This is a genomic window from Maricaulis sp., from assembly GCF_039978735.1.
Classification (GTDB): Bacteria; Pseudomonadota; Alphaproteobacteria; order Caulobacterales; family Maricaulaceae; genus Maricaulis.
In genome coordinates this window covers 242,101-257,418 of record NZ_JBDWAS010000045.1, presented here as the reverse complement: position 1 = coordinate 257,418, position 15,318 = coordinate 242,101, and the positions used below count along the sequence as shown (strand labels likewise).

14 protein-coding genes are annotated in these 15,318 nt (G+C 65.2%); 6 read left to right on the top strand and 8 right to left on the bottom strand.

The genetic code is table 11. The annotated features are described in order from the left end of the window. Positions 1–1,215, top strand: a complete 1,215-nt coding sequence (gene fabB / locus ABJO18_RS13830) for a beta-ketoacyl-ACP synthase I (RefSeq protein WP_348515972.1) — start codon at positions 1–3, stop codon at positions 1,213–1,215. A gap of 26 nt (positions 1,216–1,241) precedes the next feature. After that, on the top strand, positions 1,242–2,054 hold the full coding sequence (locus tag ABJO18_RS13825; protein ID WP_291881717.1) for an enoyl-ACP reductase: 813 nt from the start codon (positions 1,242–1,244) through the stop codon (positions 2,052–2,054). A gap of 81 nt (positions 2,055–2,135) precedes the next feature. Here the strand turns inward: ABJO18_RS13825 and ABJO18_RS13820 are convergent, their stop codons facing one another. Next, positions 2,136–4,589: a prolyl oligopeptidase family serine peptidase gene (locus ABJO18_RS13820; protein ID WP_348506456.1), complete on the bottom strand. Its 2,454-nt coding sequence runs from the start codon at positions 4,587–4,589 to the stop codon at positions 2,136–2,138. 86 nt (positions 4,590–4,675) lie between these two features. Next, on the bottom strand, positions 4,676–5,866 hold the full coding sequence (locus tag ABJO18_RS13815; RefSeq protein ID WP_348506458.1) for an acyltransferase: 1,191 nt from the start codon (positions 5,864–5,866) through the stop codon (positions 4,676–4,678). 173 nt (positions 5,867–6,039) lie between these two features. On the opposite strand from ABJO18_RS13815, the gene ABJO18_RS13810 reads away from it, so the two are divergent. Beyond that, positions 6,040–6,888: a LytTR family DNA-binding domain-containing protein gene (locus ABJO18_RS13810; protein ID WP_348506459.1), complete on the top strand. Its 849-nt coding sequence runs from the start codon at positions 6,040–6,042 to the stop codon at positions 6,886–6,888. Positions 6,889–7,234: 346 nt separating this feature from the next. Continuing rightward, positions 7,235–7,735 (top strand): hypothetical protein, encoded by a 501-nt coding sequence (locus ABJO18_RS13805; protein WP_348506461.1) that lies wholly within the window; start codon positions 7,235–7,237, stop codon positions 7,733–7,735. Here the strand turns inward: ABJO18_RS13805 and ABJO18_RS13800 are convergent. From ABJO18_RS13800 to rbfA, 6 genes are all read right to left on the bottom strand, one after another. Then, the gene (locus ABJO18_RS13800; RefSeq protein WP_348506463.1) at positions 7,646–8,632 is read right to left on the bottom strand and encodes an AraC family transcriptional regulator; all 987 of its coding nucleotides are present in this window, start codon (positions 8,630–8,632) and stop codon (positions 7,646–7,648) included. The two genes, ABJO18_RS13805 and ABJO18_RS13800, sit on opposite strands and share 90 nt — an antisense overlap. Before the next feature lie 85 nt (positions 8,633–8,717). Then, a complete protein-coding gene (locus tag ABJO18_RS13795; protein WP_348506465.1) occupies positions 8,718–10,043 on the bottom strand; it encodes a hypothetical protein in 1,326 nt (441 codons plus the stop codon). Between the two features lie 192 nt (positions 10,044–10,235). Next, on the bottom strand, positions 10,236–12,365 hold the full coding sequence (gene pnp, locus ABJO18_RS13790) for a polyribonucleotide nucleotidyltransferase (protein WP_348506467.1): 2,130 nt from the start codon (positions 12,363–12,365) through the stop codon (positions 10,236–10,238). A gap of 29 nt (positions 12,366–12,394) precedes the next feature. Continuing rightward, positions 12,395–12,664 carry a 30S ribosomal protein S15 gene (gene rpsO, locus ABJO18_RS13785; protein WP_271187960.1) on the bottom strand — a complete coding sequence of 90 codons (270 nt, stop codon included), beginning with the start codon at positions 12,662–12,664 and terminating at the stop codon, positions 12,395–12,397. 33 nt (positions 12,665–12,697) lie between these two features. Continuing rightward, positions 12,698–13,654 (bottom strand): tRNA pseudouridine(55) synthase TruB, encoded by a 957-nt coding sequence (gene truB / locus ABJO18_RS13780; protein ID WP_348506469.1) that lies wholly within the window; start codon positions 13,652–13,654, stop codon positions 12,698–12,700. Positions 13,655–13,721: 67 nt separating this feature from the next. Then, positions 13,722–14,144: a 30S ribosome-binding factor RbfA gene (rbfA, locus tag ABJO18_RS13775; protein ID WP_348506471.1), complete on the bottom strand. Its 423-nt coding sequence runs from the start codon at positions 14,142–14,144 to the stop codon at positions 13,722–13,724. Positions 14,145–14,309: 165 nt separating this feature from the next. Between rbfA and ABJO18_RS13770 the strand changes: the two genes are divergently transcribed. After that, positions 14,310–14,786: a nuclear transport factor 2 family protein gene (locus tag ABJO18_RS13770; RefSeq protein WP_348506473.1), complete on the top strand. Its 477-nt coding sequence runs from the start codon at positions 14,310–14,312 to the stop codon at positions 14,784–14,786. Between the two features lie 12 nt (positions 14,787–14,798). Further along, positions 14,799–15,302 (top strand): nuclear transport factor 2 family protein, encoded by a 504-nt coding sequence (locus ABJO18_RS13765; protein ID WP_348506475.1) that lies wholly within the window; start codon positions 14,799–14,801, stop codon positions 15,300–15,302. Positions 15,303–15,318: the final 16 nt, after the last annotated feature.

The window sequence follows — 15,318 nt, the reverse complement described above, 5'->3', positions numbered from 1 at the left end:
ATGCGTCGTGTCGTTATCACCGGACTCGGTGTGATTTCTCCCATCGGCAACAATGCCGCGGAAGTCACGCAATCCCTCAAGGATGGCAAGAGCGGCATCGGCCGCATGGACGACTTCGTCAAATACAATTTCAGATGCCATGTCGGCGGCAAGCCGTCGGTCGATCCGGCCGAACATGTCGACAAGCGCGTCTACCGCTTCATGTCGGAAGGTGCGGGCTGGAACTATATGGCGATGGAACAGGCCATCGCCGAAGCCGGCCTGGAGGAGAGTGATATCTCCCATCCGCGCACCGGCATCATCATGGGCTCCGGCGGCCCGTCTGCCGGCACGATCGTCAACGCCGCCGACATCACGCGCGACAAGGGCCCGCGCCGCGTCGGCCCGTTCGCCGTGCCCAAGGCGATGAGCTCGACCGCTTCGGCCACACTGGCCACGCCGTTCAAGATCCTCGGCGTGAACTACTCGATCACCTCGGCCTGCACGACCTCCCTGCACTGCATCGGCGCCGCGGCCGAACAGATCCAGTGGAACAAGCAGGACGTGATGTTTGCCGGCGGCTGCGAGGAAATCCACTGGGCCCTGTCGAACCTGTTCGACGCCATGGGTGCCCTGTCGACCAAATACAACGAGACCCCGGAACTCGCCTCGCGCGCCTTCGACAAGGACCGCGACGGCTTCGTCGGCGGTGCCGGCGCCGGTGTCGTCGTGCTGGAAGAGTATGAGCGCGCGAAAAAGCGCGGTGCGCCGATCCTGGCGGAAATCACCGGCTATGGCGCCACGTCCGACGGTTACGACATGGTCGCCCCGTCCGGCGAAGGCGCTGTGCGCGCCATGAAGCTGGCGATGGAGACGGCCGGTTCGGATATCGACTATCTCAACCCGCACGCCACCTCGACCCCGGTCGGCGATATCGCCGAAATGACCGCGGTGAAGGAGACGTTCGGCGACAAGGCACCGATGATCTCGGCCACCAAGTCGATGACCGGCCACTCGCTGGGCGCCGCCGGCGTTCACGAGGCGGTCTATACGCTTTTGATGATGAAGCACGGCTTCGTCGCGCCCTCGATCAATGTCTTCGACATGGATCCGGACATCGCGGCGCTGAACCTGCCCATCGTCACCGAAACCCGCGATGCCGAGATCAGGACCGCCATGTCGAACTCCTTCGGCTTCGGCGGCACCAACGGCACCGTGGTGTTCAAGAAAATCTAAGCCTCAAAGCGTTCGGGGAGAGCCTGATGAGCGAGACCGTGTTTCCGGCCGGAGACCTGATGAAAGGCAAGCGCGGGCTTGTCATGGGTGTGGCCAACAAGAACTCCATCGCCTGGGGCATTGCCCAGCAGCTGGCCGCCCAGGGCGCGGAACTGGCCTTCTCCTACCAGGATGATGCGCTGGAACGGCGTGTGCGTCCGCTGGTGGAGAGCCTGGGCGAGCCCTTCATGATCAAGGCCGACGTCACCGACGACGCCTCGATGGATGCCTGCTTCAAGCAGCTGGAAGACAAGTGGGGCACGATCGACTTCCTCGTCCACGCCATTGCCTTTGCCGGCAAGGACGAGCTGGTCGGTTCCTTCACCGAGAATACCACGCGTGAAGGCTGGCGCCGGGCCATGGAAATCTCGGCCTTCTCCTTCGTCGATGCCGGCAAGCGCGCCAGCCATCTGATGCCGAATGGCGGATCGATGGTGACGCTGACCTATCTCGGCTCCGAACGCGTCGTGCCGTCCTACAATGTCATGGGCGTCGCCAAGGCCGCGCTGGAAGCCTCCACGCGCTACATGGCCCGCGATCTGGGTCCGAGCGGCATCCGCGTCAACGCGCTGTCGGCCGGCCCGATGCGCACCCTGGCCATGGCCGGCATCTCCGGCGGCAAGGCGCTGATGAAGACCGGCCGGGAATGGTCGATGATGAAAGAGGACACCAAGATGGAAGGCGTGGCCGGTGCCGCGCTCTACCTGCTGTCCGATCTCGGCTTCTCCTGCACCGGCGAAACCCTGCACGTCGACGCCGGCTTCCACGCCGTGGCGGTGCCGGACATCGCGGACGAGTAGGTCTCGCGACAGTCAGCCAAGAAAGAACCCCGCCAGAGCAACTCCGGCGGGGTTTTTCATGTCGGGTCCTGGTGCGCTGCGTCAGTCCGCAGCGGCCTCTTCGCCGCTGCCCATCGGGTCTTCTTCCGGCATGACCCAGCGGTCGAGCCAGTCGAAGCTTTCCGCGAGCACGTGGAGCACGCTCTCGCGGCCGCGATAGCCATGGCTTTCGTAGGGCAGCATGACCAGGCGGGCCGTGCCGGCATTGCCCTTCACGGCGGCGAACATGCGTTCCGACTGGATCGGGAAGGTGCCGGAATTATTGTCCATCTGGCCGTGGATCATCAGCATCGGCTCGTCGATCTGGTCGGCCTGCATGAAGGGCGAGAGCTCGAAATAGATGTCCGAGGCTTCCCAGAAGGTGCGCCGCTCGGCCTGGAAGCCGAAGGGCGTCAGGGTGCGGTTATAGGCGCCCGACCGTGCGATGCCGGCCCGGAAGATATCCGAATGGGCCAGCAGGTTGGCAGTCATGAAGGCGCCGTAGGAGTGACCGGCAATCGCCAGGCGTTCACCATCGCCGAAGCCCATCTCCACCGTGACGTCACGGGCGGCCTCGGCCGACATGACGAGCTGTTCGATGAAGCTGTCATTCACCGTTTCCGGATCGTCGCCGACGATCGGCATGGTGGCGTTCTCCAGCAGGGCATAGCCCTGGGTCACCAGGAAGCGCGGGCTGGTGCCGGCAACGCGGGTGAACTCATAGGGCGAGCCCCGCACCTGGCCGGCGGTTTCGGCATTGTTGAACTCGCGCGGATAGGCCCAGACGACGACCGGCAGCTGGTCGCCTTCCTCATAATCGGCCGGCAGGTAGAGCGTGGCGGACAGCGGCACACCATCGGCGCGGTCGAAGGTGATCAGCTCGCGCGAGATCGCGTTGAGCTGCGGGTGGGGATTGGGGAAGTCCGTGATCTGCACGGTCTCTTCGCCCGCCCGGTGCCAGCGCACATTCGCCGGCGTCTGCGGGTCTTCCCAGGAGGTCAGGAAGGCCGAGGCGTCCGGGGCGGTCAGGCCGATCACCTGCTCGTAATTCTCGCCGGAATTGCGCCAGATCTCCTCGGTCTCGAACGTGTCGAAGCTGACCCGGTTAAGGAAGGGCCGGTCGCCTTCCGGCGTGGCGCCATCACCGGTGAAGTACATGTAGCCGTCCGTCACCGCGACGACGCTCTCGCCGAAGCGGTTGCGCGTCATGATCGGCTCGCCGGGATCGGCATAGCTGTCCTGGATATTGCGTTCCTCGGCCAGGCGCGGCTCGACCGAGGGGTCGGAGAAGTCGACCAGCCAGCGGCGCACGACCCGCGTATCGCGGTCATACTCCATGGCAAAGCCGGTCTCGCCCTGCTGAGTGAACTGGGCGCCGTAATAGCGGTCTTCAGTGCGCAGCAGTTCCACGGGCTCACCGTCGAACGGTGCTTCCAGCGTCCAGACACTGTCGCGCTCGTCGGTCTCGACACGCGGATCGCCGCCGTCCAGGGCTTCGGCCCAGGTCAGGCGGGCTTCATGGGAGTCCTGCCAGCCGACAGAGCGGCGGCCGGTCACCACGCCACCGATCGGAATATTGTCGGCCAGCGGCTGTTCGGCGATCTCGGCGATTTCGTTGCCGTTGAGGTCGATCACGAAGGTCCGGTCGGGGAAACGGCTCCAAGGCACCTGGAAGGAGAAGGGCTGGCGCATTTCGCCGATCAGGATGTAGTCGCCGCCCGGGGCCGGATCGGCCATGAAGTAGAGGCCCGGCTCGCCCACATTGCGCAGGCCCCGGCCGTTGGCGCCGACAATCGCCAGCTGGCTGGTCGCCAGCCAGGCGAAGAGCTCGGCATCGTGTTCGTCGTTCAGCAGGTCCTGATAGGTGCGGACCGGCGCTTCATAGCCGCTGGCTTCCTGGATCACAGGGCCGGCCGGCACGCGCGGACGCTGCGGCTGGGCACCGCGATCCGGATCGGTCAGGCTGACCAGCAGGCGTTCGCCATCGGGCATCCAGGTGAAGGGCGAGAACACGGCATTGACGCCACGCTCCACGACGGCGCGGGCGCGGGCGCGTTCGACATCGGCGACCCAGATCCCGATCGTTTCATTGCGGGTGACCGTGAAGGCGATCTTCGAGCCGTCCGGCGACCAGGAGATCGAGCTGATACCGGCATCGTCCGGCAGTTCGATCGTGCGCTCTTCCTGTGTCTCCAGATCGATCAGGCTGAGCCCGGTGACCGTGCGCGGTCCGTGACGGCCATTCGTCGCGGCATCGAGACGCAGGCCGGCGAGGCGTTCCATCGGCCGGGCCAGTTCGGAGACGGGCGGCAGGGCTTCACGATGCATCAGCAGCAGTGTGTCGCGGGCCGGGGAGAGCGAGGTGTAGGGCGCGGGCGCCGCGTCAACGATATCGACAATGTCCTGCGGCGGCAGGCGGTAGGCCTCCTGCGCGGCCACCGGCGCCAGGCCAAAAGCGGCCAGCGCCAGGGCCGGCGCAGCACAGCGCAGCGCGATGTGAAGTCCGAGCGGTTTCATGACTATCTCCCCGTATCCCGATCGATGACGGGGAGAATAGGGCGAACACTCCGTCCGGTCGCTGAAAATTCCGTAATGTTCGGTCTTCAGCGCGCCGGAGTGGACCGCCATTTCAGCCCCATGACGGGCCGAAGCGGCGGAATGCGGCGGATGATCTCATAGCCCGCCACGCAGCCGGCCGCGGTGACGCCTGCCAGGATGGCGAACTCGACCCAGACATTCAGACCGAGGGGCGCGATCCAGTAGCCGGTGAGCACGGTGATCGTCTGGTGCAGGATGTAGTAGGGAAAGATCGCCTCGGTGAGATAGCGGCGCACGGGACCGTCGCCATTGAGATAGCGGCGGGCCAGACCGATCAGCGCCAGAATGGCCAGCCAGGCATAGAGGATACGGCCCAGGCGGAAGATCCAGCTCAGCCAGGCCTGCCCCTCCCAGTCGGCCTCCGGACGTCCCAACCCCCACCAGAGCGCGGCAGCGTAGAGGGCACAGCAGATCAGGGCCGGGACCAGGATCCGGTCAGCGGCACGCCAGAAAACCTCATTCTTCGCAACGGCATAGCCGATCAGCAGGATGGTGAGGCGATGGGCGTGATTGGCCCAGTCCCATACGAGATTATGGGTCGTGGGGAAATGCGGTTCCAGGAAAATCCGGTAGGCCCAGAAGGGCAGGACGGGGATCAGGGCGAGCAGGAGCAAACCGGTCACGGGACGGTTCAATACCTGCAACATACGGGTGACATTGCCGTCGCATAAGCCCCTCATGAGCGGCACAAAAGGCGCCAGTATGAGGCAGTAGACGAAGAGGTAGACGACGTACCAGAGATGGTTCCACGTCGGCACTTCTATACCACCGATTTCCCACCCGAGGATATATCGCGGCCAGAAGGCGAGAAGTCCCTCCTCGATCACCCCCGCCTGACGCAGCTGCGCCCAGGTCTGGGGCATGACCACGACCAGCATGCCGAACACGATCACGGGCAGGAGACGCCCCGTCCGGTCGAGCGCGAAACGGCCGGCGCCGAGCTTGTCGGAGAGATAGCGGATCGCCACGCCGGAAATGAAGAAGAGCAGGGCCAGCCGCCAGGGATTGAGCAGCAGCATGGCGTAGACGGGGCCGTCATTGGCCTGGGTGCTCTTCACATGCCAGTCCCAGGGCACGAAGAACATGCCGACATGGTAGAAAATGAGCAGGCCGAAGGCGATGATCCGCAGCCAGTCGAGATCGTGGCGGCGGGTCGAAGCGGGCCCGGAGGCGGCGGGATGGGAGAGCGGCGTCATGGCGGTATCCTTTCGCCGCCAGACTGCATGGCCCTCGCAATAGCCCCAGCGGTGCGGGACGATATCCGGACCGGCGGGATGAGCGACTGCAGGGCGGGGACAGGCGGCGGTTCTCCGGGACAAGCGGCGCGCCTGCCTCTTGCACCCGGCGCGCGCAGGGGCAAGAACACGGCATGACCCGGACCGAACGCCAGATCGAGGACGGCACCGACCGGCGCGTTGCGCTGTATGCGGGCCTGTTCACCTATGCCATGACGCTGGGCCATCTGGCCGTCAATTCGGCGTCCCGGGTGACCGATTTGGAACGCATCGGCCAGGAGATGGCGCCCGCCTTTTCCTGGTTCATCGAGGCGACCAGCGTCGTCTACATCCTGCTGCTCTTCATCGGCCTGATCCTGCTGGAGCGGCGCTTCCCGCTGGCCTCGACCCGCTGGACGATCGCCATCCCCGTCCATATCGCCGGCGTGCTGGGCTATGCGACGCTCCACATCTTCGCCATGGCCTGGACCCGCGAAGCCCTGGCCCCGCTCCTGTTCGGCATCGACTACCGGTTCTTCGAGGATCCTGTGCGCGAATTCGTCTACGAGCTGCGCAAGGACGTGCTGACCTATGCCTCGCATTTCCTCGTCCTGTCCGGCTTCCGGGCGATCCAGACGCACCGCATGGAGGCCATCGGCGCACGGGCGGAGGCCCGCCAGACCCACCGGCTGACGCTGAAATGCGGCGGCCGGATCATCCGGCTGGAAGCGGACCGGTTCGACAGCGCCCGGGCGGCCGGAAACTATGTGGAAGTGCACACGCCGGCCGGCGGGCATCTGGCGCGGATCACCCTGTCTGAGCTGGAAAAACAGCTGACGGAAGCCGGCATCGACGCGGTGCGGGTGCACCGTTCCTGGCTGGTCAATCGCGCCCGGATCGCCGAGATCGCGCCGACCGGCGAGGGCGATGTCGCCATCACGCTGGAGAGCGGCGCCCGGATCCCCGGCAGCCGCCGCTATCGCGACAGGCTGGCCGCGGCCTGAGCCCGCGCTGCGCCCTCAGAATACGCCAACGGCCCCTTGTGCCCATATCAAAGCAACCAGCCCCGTCACGGCGAAACAGGATGTGATACGAAACCAGCGCGGGCCCTTGGCCGTCACGACGAGAAAGAGCCCGATTGCAAGACTCGCCAGTAAGAGGGCTGCCATCGCAAAGTCCAGAGCGCTCCAGTCCATAATCCGTCTCTCCCGTCCATCTGGACAACGAGAATAGCAGACCCCGCTGCCGGTCTGTCCAGTCCGCTGGAGCCAATGTCACAAACGGTCAAAACGGCCGCCCTGCGATGGTCTAGACATCGGGCCTGTCCCATTCCCTGCCCCGGAGCCCGCGATGAATGCCCGCCGCCTGACCCCCATCCTCCTGATCCTCGCCGTGCTGTCGATGGCGCCCCTGATACCGGGCGGGCCGGTGGAGACTCGCAGTTTCGGGCACATCCCCGTCGCGGTGCTGATCGCGTTCAACGCCTTCATCACGCTGGTGGTGCTGGGTTCGATCCCGCTGGCCGCGCTGGCGCGCCGGGGCGGCCGCGACATCCTGGTCTGGGTGATGGCCGACGGGCTGGGCTATGTCGCGATTTTCGCCCTCGACCTGCTGCACATCTTCCCGGTCTCGCCGACGCCGATGTCGCCGGCCCTGATCGGGTTCGAGCTTGCCGGGCTGGCCTTCGGCCTCGCCATCATCGGCTCCGCCGCCCGCGACCTGCGCCGCCCGCAACCGGACCCCGCCCCCGCGCACGCCCTGTCAGCCGGTGCGCGGCGGCTCATTCTCGGCGGCGCGTTCGCCCTGGCCGGTATCGCCATCATCGCCGGCACGATCGGCGCGCTCAACTGACACCCACAACTCCACCCGCACCGGCCCGCCCAGGATCGCATCGGCCCGGAAACGCTCGAAGTCCGGACGCTCCGACTTGACCCAGCCGCTGCGCGGCAGCCAGCTGGCCCAGGCATAGTTGACCGTATCGAGCAGGGTTTCGAGCGGGCCGTCATGGACGAAGACGGCATAGGGGCCCGCCGGGATGTCGAGGGCGATCTCGCCTTCTTCCGGCGCGCCTTCGCCCGCCTCGCCTTCGCCCGTCCCGGCGCCGCCGGCTTCTGCCCCCGCTTCACGCGGCCGGGCGGCGAGATAGACCAGGCAGCGGTCCGGCGTATCGGCGATGGCGGGATGGTCGGCCAGGGTGACGCCGAACAGCGTGTCGCCGGGTGCGGGCGGTTCGGCGTCCAGAACGGACATCCACAAGGCCTCGACGGCGGCCTGGTCTTCAAAGGCAACACCGATGCCCCGGCCGGCGAGCTGCAGCGGTCGCGTCCACTCGACCAGCTGCGGCGGGTCGCGCAGAACCCGGCGCCGCTGGGCAAGGCCGGGCGGTGTCGGCGGGCGCAGGCCGGACTGATAACGCTGCGCCGGCCGGGCGCGATAGCGGCCCGGCGCCGTACCGTACAGGGCCTTGAATGCGCGGGAGAAAGCCGCCTGGCTCTCGAACCCGCAATCGAGCGCGAGATCCAGGATACGGACGTCGCTGCTCCGCAGCCGGGCGGCCGCCCATGTCAGACGGCGCTTGCGGATATAGGCCTTCAGCCCTTCGCCATAATGGGCCTGGAACAACCGGTGCAGATGATAGCGCGTCAGACCGGCCGCAGCGGCGACCCGGTCGAGCGGCAACGGCGTATCGAGATGCGCCTCGATATAATCCATCGCCGCCTGGACATGCTGCTGCGCCGTCAACGTCACCCCACCGGACCTCCCGCCCGGCGGGATAGACCGGGCCTCACCGTCTGGCGAACGGCAAGGCCCGTCTCGCGACTTCGGCGACAGATCAGAACCGCGCCTTGATCCCCACGATGCCGACATTGGACTGGACGCCGGACAGGGAGACGTCCTGGATGCCGACGAAGGGCTGGAAGCCGTCATTGAAGACGTATTCCACGCCCAGATCGAGCTGCGGTGTGAGGTGCATTTCCAGGCCGAGCACGTGCTGGAAGGCCTCGTCGAACTCGGTATTGTCCGGGCCGAGCGTGGTGTGGGAGAAGATCGCGCTGAGATCGGTGTCATGGCCCAGAAGCTCGGTGCGGTAGCGGCCCATCACGGTGAGCGCGTCGAGATGGCGGTTGCCGTCGAAGGCCGCACCGGTATCGGTGTCGAAGCCGGTCGCCGACCAGACATCGGCCGAGCGCGTGTATTCCACGGCGAAGTCATAGCGCGGCGTGGTGTATTCCGCGGCGATGTCCCACAGGCCGGTGCGGTATTCGATATAGACCAGCGGCGGCAGCGGCGCGTTGGGCGGCGAGAAACGGTCGACGGCCTGCACCGTGTGGGCGGTGAAGTTGTTGTTGTAGATCGTGTCGTGCAGATAGCTGGCCGACACGCGCAGGGCCCGGTCGTCGCCCAGGTCGAAGCGGCGTTCGGCCTTCAGGGCGAAATTCGTGCCCAGACCGCCATCCCGGTCGGTGGAATAGCCGGTGCGCAGCATGCGCTCGCCGGTCGCCGCCGTGGCGGAGACGCGCCAGGTATCCGCGATATAGCCCAGCTCCAGCACCGGCTCGTCGGCCAGAGCCCAGAAGAAGTGCTGGTTGATGGAGTGGGTGAAGGGGTTGTAGCCAAACTGCTCGCCGAAATCGATCGTCTTGCGGCCATAGGCCAGATAGCCGCCGAACACGTCGAGATTGCCCAGAACGGCATAGTATTCGCGCGTCTGGAACTGGTTCTGGTCACGCGTGAAGGTGACCTCGGAATACTCGGTGTGCACGAAGCCGGTCAGCCAGTCGCCGACGGCGCCGGTGAAGGTGAGGCCGGCGGCATTGATCACGAAATCGGAGTTTTCCTCGCCGGAGCCGTGCTGGTCGGGAAAGCGGTTGAGGATCGGGAATTTGCCGGCCGTATCCGTGGTCTCGTGGAAATAGGCGCCCTTGAAGAAACCGCCCAGGGTCAGCGTGTTCGGATCGATCTGGCCGGACTGGCGCGCGCGCAGCAGAAAGGCGACATCCTGGGTCAGGCCTTCCTGGGTATCGGCCAGTTGCGCGGTGAGCGCGGGGTCGACCCGGATGTGACGGCCCAGCGCCGTGTATTCGACATCATGGTCCTGCGCGGAAGCAGCACCGCTTGCCACCGCGAGCGCAGCAGTGGTCAGAAGAATGGTTTTCACTGAAACGTCCCCTTTGCCGGCGTATCGCGCCGGGAAATCCCGAAAAGAGATGGGGGTATTAGCAGGCTGTTTTGCGGCTGCAAGCCGCGAGTGCCGCATAAATGATACTGACTTTACAGTGTGTTGAAAAAGAAACGCCCCCGCAGGCAAAACCTGCGGGGGCGTCTCGTTTCAGTCGGGATGAAGCGGGCCTTATTCGGCTTCGGCTTCTTCCTGGACTTCTTCGCCGGTCTCCTGGTCGACGACTTTCATCGACAGGCGGACCTTGCCGCGATCGTCGAAGCCGAGCAGCTTGACGTAGACTTCCTGACCTTCGGCCACGACGTCGGACGGGTGCTTCACGCGCTCGTTCTTCATCTGCGACACGTGGACGAGACCGTCCTTCGGGCCGAAGAAGTTCACGAAGGCACCGAAGTCCATCACCTTGACGACCTTGCCCTTGTAGATCTGGCCTTCTTCCGGTTCCGCGGTCAGACCGTGGATCCAGTCGAGGGCAGCCTTGATCGAGGCGGCATCGGAAGAGGAGACCTTGATCACGCCGTCATCATTGACGTCGACCTTGGCACCCGTCTTCTCGACGATTTCCCGGATCACCTTGCCGCCCGAACCGATCACGTCGCGGATCTTGTCGGTCGGAATGGTGATGGTCTCGATACGCGGCGCAAATTCGCCGAGCTCGGTGCGGGCTTCGCCCAGCGCCTTGCCCATCTCGCCGAGGATATGCATGCGGCCGCCCTTGGCTTGTTCCAGGGCCGTCGTCATGATGTCTTCGGTGATACCGGCGATCTTGATGTCCATCTGCAGCGAGGTAATGCCCTCGGACGTGCCGGCGACCTTGAAGTCCATGTCGCCCAGGTGATCTTCGTCACCCAGGATGTCGGACAGGACGGCAACGCCTTCGGGATCCTTGATCAGACCCATGGCGATACCGGAGACCGGACGCGTGATCGGCACACCGGCATCCATCAGGGCCAGCGAGGAACCGCACACCGTGGCCATGGAGGACGAGCCGTTCGATTCGGTGATCTCGGAGACGAGACGGACCGTGTACGGGAAGTCTTCATGGTTCGGCAGGACAGCCCGCACCGCACGCCAGGCAAGCTTGCCATGGCCGATTTCCCGGCGGCCCGGCGCGAGACGGAAGGACGTCTCACCGACCGAGTAGGGCGGGAAGTTGTAGTGCAGCAGGAACTTTTCCTTGTAGGTGCCGGTCAGGTCGTCGATGAACTGTTCGTCCTCGCCGGTACCCAGCGTGGCGACAACCATCGCCTGGGTCTCGCCGCGGGTGAACAGGGCCGAACCGTGCGTGCGCGGCAGGATGCCCGCTTCCGACACGATCGGACGGACCTGGTCGAGCGAACGGCCGTCGATCCGCTTGCCGGTCTTGATGATGCCGCCGCGGACGATGGAGCTTTCCACCGACTTCAGCACATCTTTCAGAACCGTGCCCGGGATACCGTCGGGACGCTCTTCGCTCAGGGCCAGCTCGGCCACGGCCTTTTCCTTCGCCGCGCCGACCGCTGCATAACGCTCGGTCTTGTCGGTGATGGTGTAGGCCTTGGCGAGGTCGGCTTCGACCAGCTTGCGAACCTTGGCTTCCTCGGCCGAGTAGTCGGCTGGCTGGTAGTCCCAGGGTTCCTTGGCGGCTTTTTCGGCCAGCTTGATGATCATCTCGATCACCGGCTGGAAGGCTTTGTGGCCGGCCATGACAGCGCCGAGCATGATTTCCTCGGACAGCTCCTTGGCTTCCGATTCCACCATCATCACGGCATCGCCCGTACCCGCGACCACCAGGTCGAGTGCACTGTCCGCCATGTCGTCGACATGCGGGTTGATGACGTATTCGCCGTCGATATAGCCGACGCGCGCAGCGCCGATCGGGCCCATGAAGGGCAGGCCGGACAGGACCAGCGCCGCCGAGGCGCCAACCATGCCGACCACGTCCGGATCGTTTTCCATGTCATGCGACAGGACCGTGATCATCACCTGGACTTCGTTCTTGAAGCCGGGTGCGAACAGCGGGCGGATCGGACGGTCGATCAGGCGCGAGGTGAGGGTTTCCTTTTCGGTCGGACGCCCTTCGCGCTTGAAATAACCGCCAGGAATTTTCCCGGCGGCGAAGTATTTCTCTTGATAGTTCACGGTGAGGGGGAAGAAGTCCTGCCCCTCTTTCGCGGTTTTGACACCGACGGCGGTGGCGAGGACCGTGGTCTCGCCATAGGTCACCATGACCGCGCCGTCTGCCTGCCGGGCGACCCGCCCGGTTTCGATGGTGAGCGGACGACCCGCCCACTCGATCGTTTCTTTCTGAATATCGAACATATCGTCTTTCGTACGGATGTGGTCGCGGATCAGCGGCGCAGACCCAGCTTCTCGATAAGCGCCGTGTAACGCGCTTCGTCTTTCTTCTTCAGGTAGTCGAGAAGCCGGCGACGCTGGGAAACCATTTTCAGAAGGCCGCGACGCGAGTGGTTGTCCTTCTTGTGGCTCTTGAAGTGCTCGGTGAGGTTGGCGATCCGTTCGGTCAGGATAGCCACCTGGACTTCGGGCGAACCCGTATCCGTGTTGCCGCGAGCATTGTCTTTGATGAGCGCGGTCTTGCGCTCTTGCGTAATCGACATCGTGTTCTCCTAAAACGCGTTATGTCGCCCCGGTCACGGGGTGAGGTTGAAAACGCGCCAGGGCTGGAATTTTCCGGCTCTGGCGTCGCCGATCGCGACTGCCTGGTCCTTGCAGACCGCCAAAGCCGAGAAGCTGCAGTCCCGACCCGCTATCGAGAGCGGGCGTCGCTGCGTTTTCAGCTCTAGCGCCTGACGCGGGAGCAGGACGATCGAGCGTCCTTGCTTCAATTGGAAGGCTTCCTCCTCGGTCACGGCCAGGGCCGGGATGTCGTCCAGCGCGGTCTGAACCGGGAGCAGAGCTTCCGAAGCGGCGCCCTTATGGGCCATTTCTTCCAATACGTCCAGTCTTGTGGATTCAGCCTCATCGAAACGGCCGACCCGGATCCGGCGCAGCGCCGCAACATGCCCCTCCGTGTCCAGCGCGAAGGCCAGATCGCGGGCCAGGGAGCGCACATAGACCCCCTTGCCGCAGCGCATCTCCAGCACCGCCATATCCGGCGACGGGCAGTCCATCAGACGCAGGTCGAAGACATGCACCCGGCGCGCCTCCAGCTCGACCGTCTCGCCGTCGCGGGCGAGGTCGTAGGCGCGCTCGCCATCCACCTTGATCGCGGAATAGACCGGCGGCACCTGTTCGATATCGCCGATGAAGCCGGCCAGCGCCGCCTCGATGGCCGCGCGGTCCGGGCGCACGTCCGACGTGGCGACAATCTCGCCCTCGGCATCCAGCGTGTCGGTGCGCTCGCCCCATTTCACCGTGAAACGGTAGATCTTCTCGCCCTCGACGGCGAAGGGCACGGTCTTGGTCGCCTCGCCCAGCGCGATCGGCAAAAGGCCCGAGGCCAGCGGGTCGAGCGTGCCGGCATGACCGGCCTTCTTCGCATTGAAGATGCGGCGCACAGCCGAGACGGCCTGGGTGGAGGTCATGTCGAGCGGCTTGTCCAGGACGATCCAGCCATGGACGTCCAGCCCCTTGCGGCGACGGGCCATATAAATCTCCTTCTTTCGCCGGGGATCGGACCCGGATGCGCAAGAGCGGTTTGAACGGGCGGCGAGGCTATTCCTCGTCCTCGCCCGGCTGATCGTGTCTGAGGTCCTGCTTCACCTGCGGCCGCGACAGCAATTCGTCGACATGGCTGGCCGTGTCGAAACTGTTGTCCGGGTGGAAGTGGAGCTGCGGCGTGAACTTCATGTCGATCTCGCGCCCCAGCTTGCCGCGCAGATAGCTGGCAGCACGGTTGAGGGCGGCGGCCAGACGCTCCTGGTCGCCCTGGCCGAGCGGCGCGACATAGACTTTCGCCTGGCGCAGATCGGGGCTGGGCCGCACCTCGGTGACCGAGATCAGCACACCGTCCAGATCCGGGTCGCGCAGCTCCTCGCGGGCGAGAATGTCGACCAGCGCATGACGGATGAGCTCGCCTGCGCGCAGCTGGCGCTGCGAGGGGCCCTTGGTTTCGTTGCGATGCTGATGCCTGGCCATGACGCGCTCCATCGGTTCGGGTCCGGGGCGCGGGGGTTTACGCCTCTTGCCGCCGCGATGCAAGGCATGCGCCCGGCTTCGCGGGGCCGCCGCTCGCAAAAGCGTGAATGGCCCCGGCCGGACACCGCATCTAGTCTGGCCGGCCACCTGGGGAGGAGGACGCAGATGAGCAAGTCGGTTGCCGGCTTTTTCGTGATCATGATGGCGCTGGTCGCCCGGCAGGACGATGCGCCGCCGGAGGTCCCGGTCGCACAGGCCTATCTGGCCGCCTACCAGGCGCAGGATTTCGATGCGCTTGCCGCACTCTATGCCGAGGACGCCGCCTTCATCGACCCGACCTCCTTCGATGTGGGCAATATCACACAGCCGATCGACTGGCAGGGCCGCGAGGCCATCCTCACCGGATTGCGTTCATGGAATGTCGAACGGCTCGAATATGCCGTCGATCGCAATTATCAGGCGTCCGGACGCACCGTCTTTGACGGCGCGGTCACCGCTGTCTACGCGCTGGAGGACGGGGAACGGCACTACCGCTTCCCGATTGTCACCATTGTCACGGTGCAGGACGGCCAGGTCGTCGAGCATCGCGACTATACCGACTATGCCGGCATGGTGCAGATCGCACCCGCCGGCGATCACTGACGAGGATCTTGCATGAAAAACCATACCGTCGCGGCGGCGCTCATCGCCAGCCTGGCCTGGATGCCTGCAGCCTGGGCGCAGGAGATGAGCGAGGCCGAACAGCTCGCCCGCGAATACATGGAGCACTATTCGGCCGTCGACTGGGACGCGATGGAGGCCTTTCTGGCCGAGGATGCGGTGTTTGCCGACACCACCGCGATGGGCCCGGACTATGGCGAGGACGGCGTGATGTACGAGGGCCGCGATGAGGTTATGGCCTCGCTGCGCAGCTTCAGCGCCAGCTATAATCCGATCGAACTCGGCTTCGAGTGGGATACCGTGTTCGAGAGCAATGGCCGGGTCGTCTTCATGGGCCATGTCAACGCGCTCTACCCGGCGCGCACCGAGGGCCAGAATTTCCGCTGGCGTGCCGAACAGGTCACCGTGGTGACGGTGCGCGACGGCGTGGTGATCCGTCATGACGACTACGCCAATTACGCCACGCCGGAACAGGGGCTGATCCCGGCTGCCGAGTGATCCACCGGCCGATATG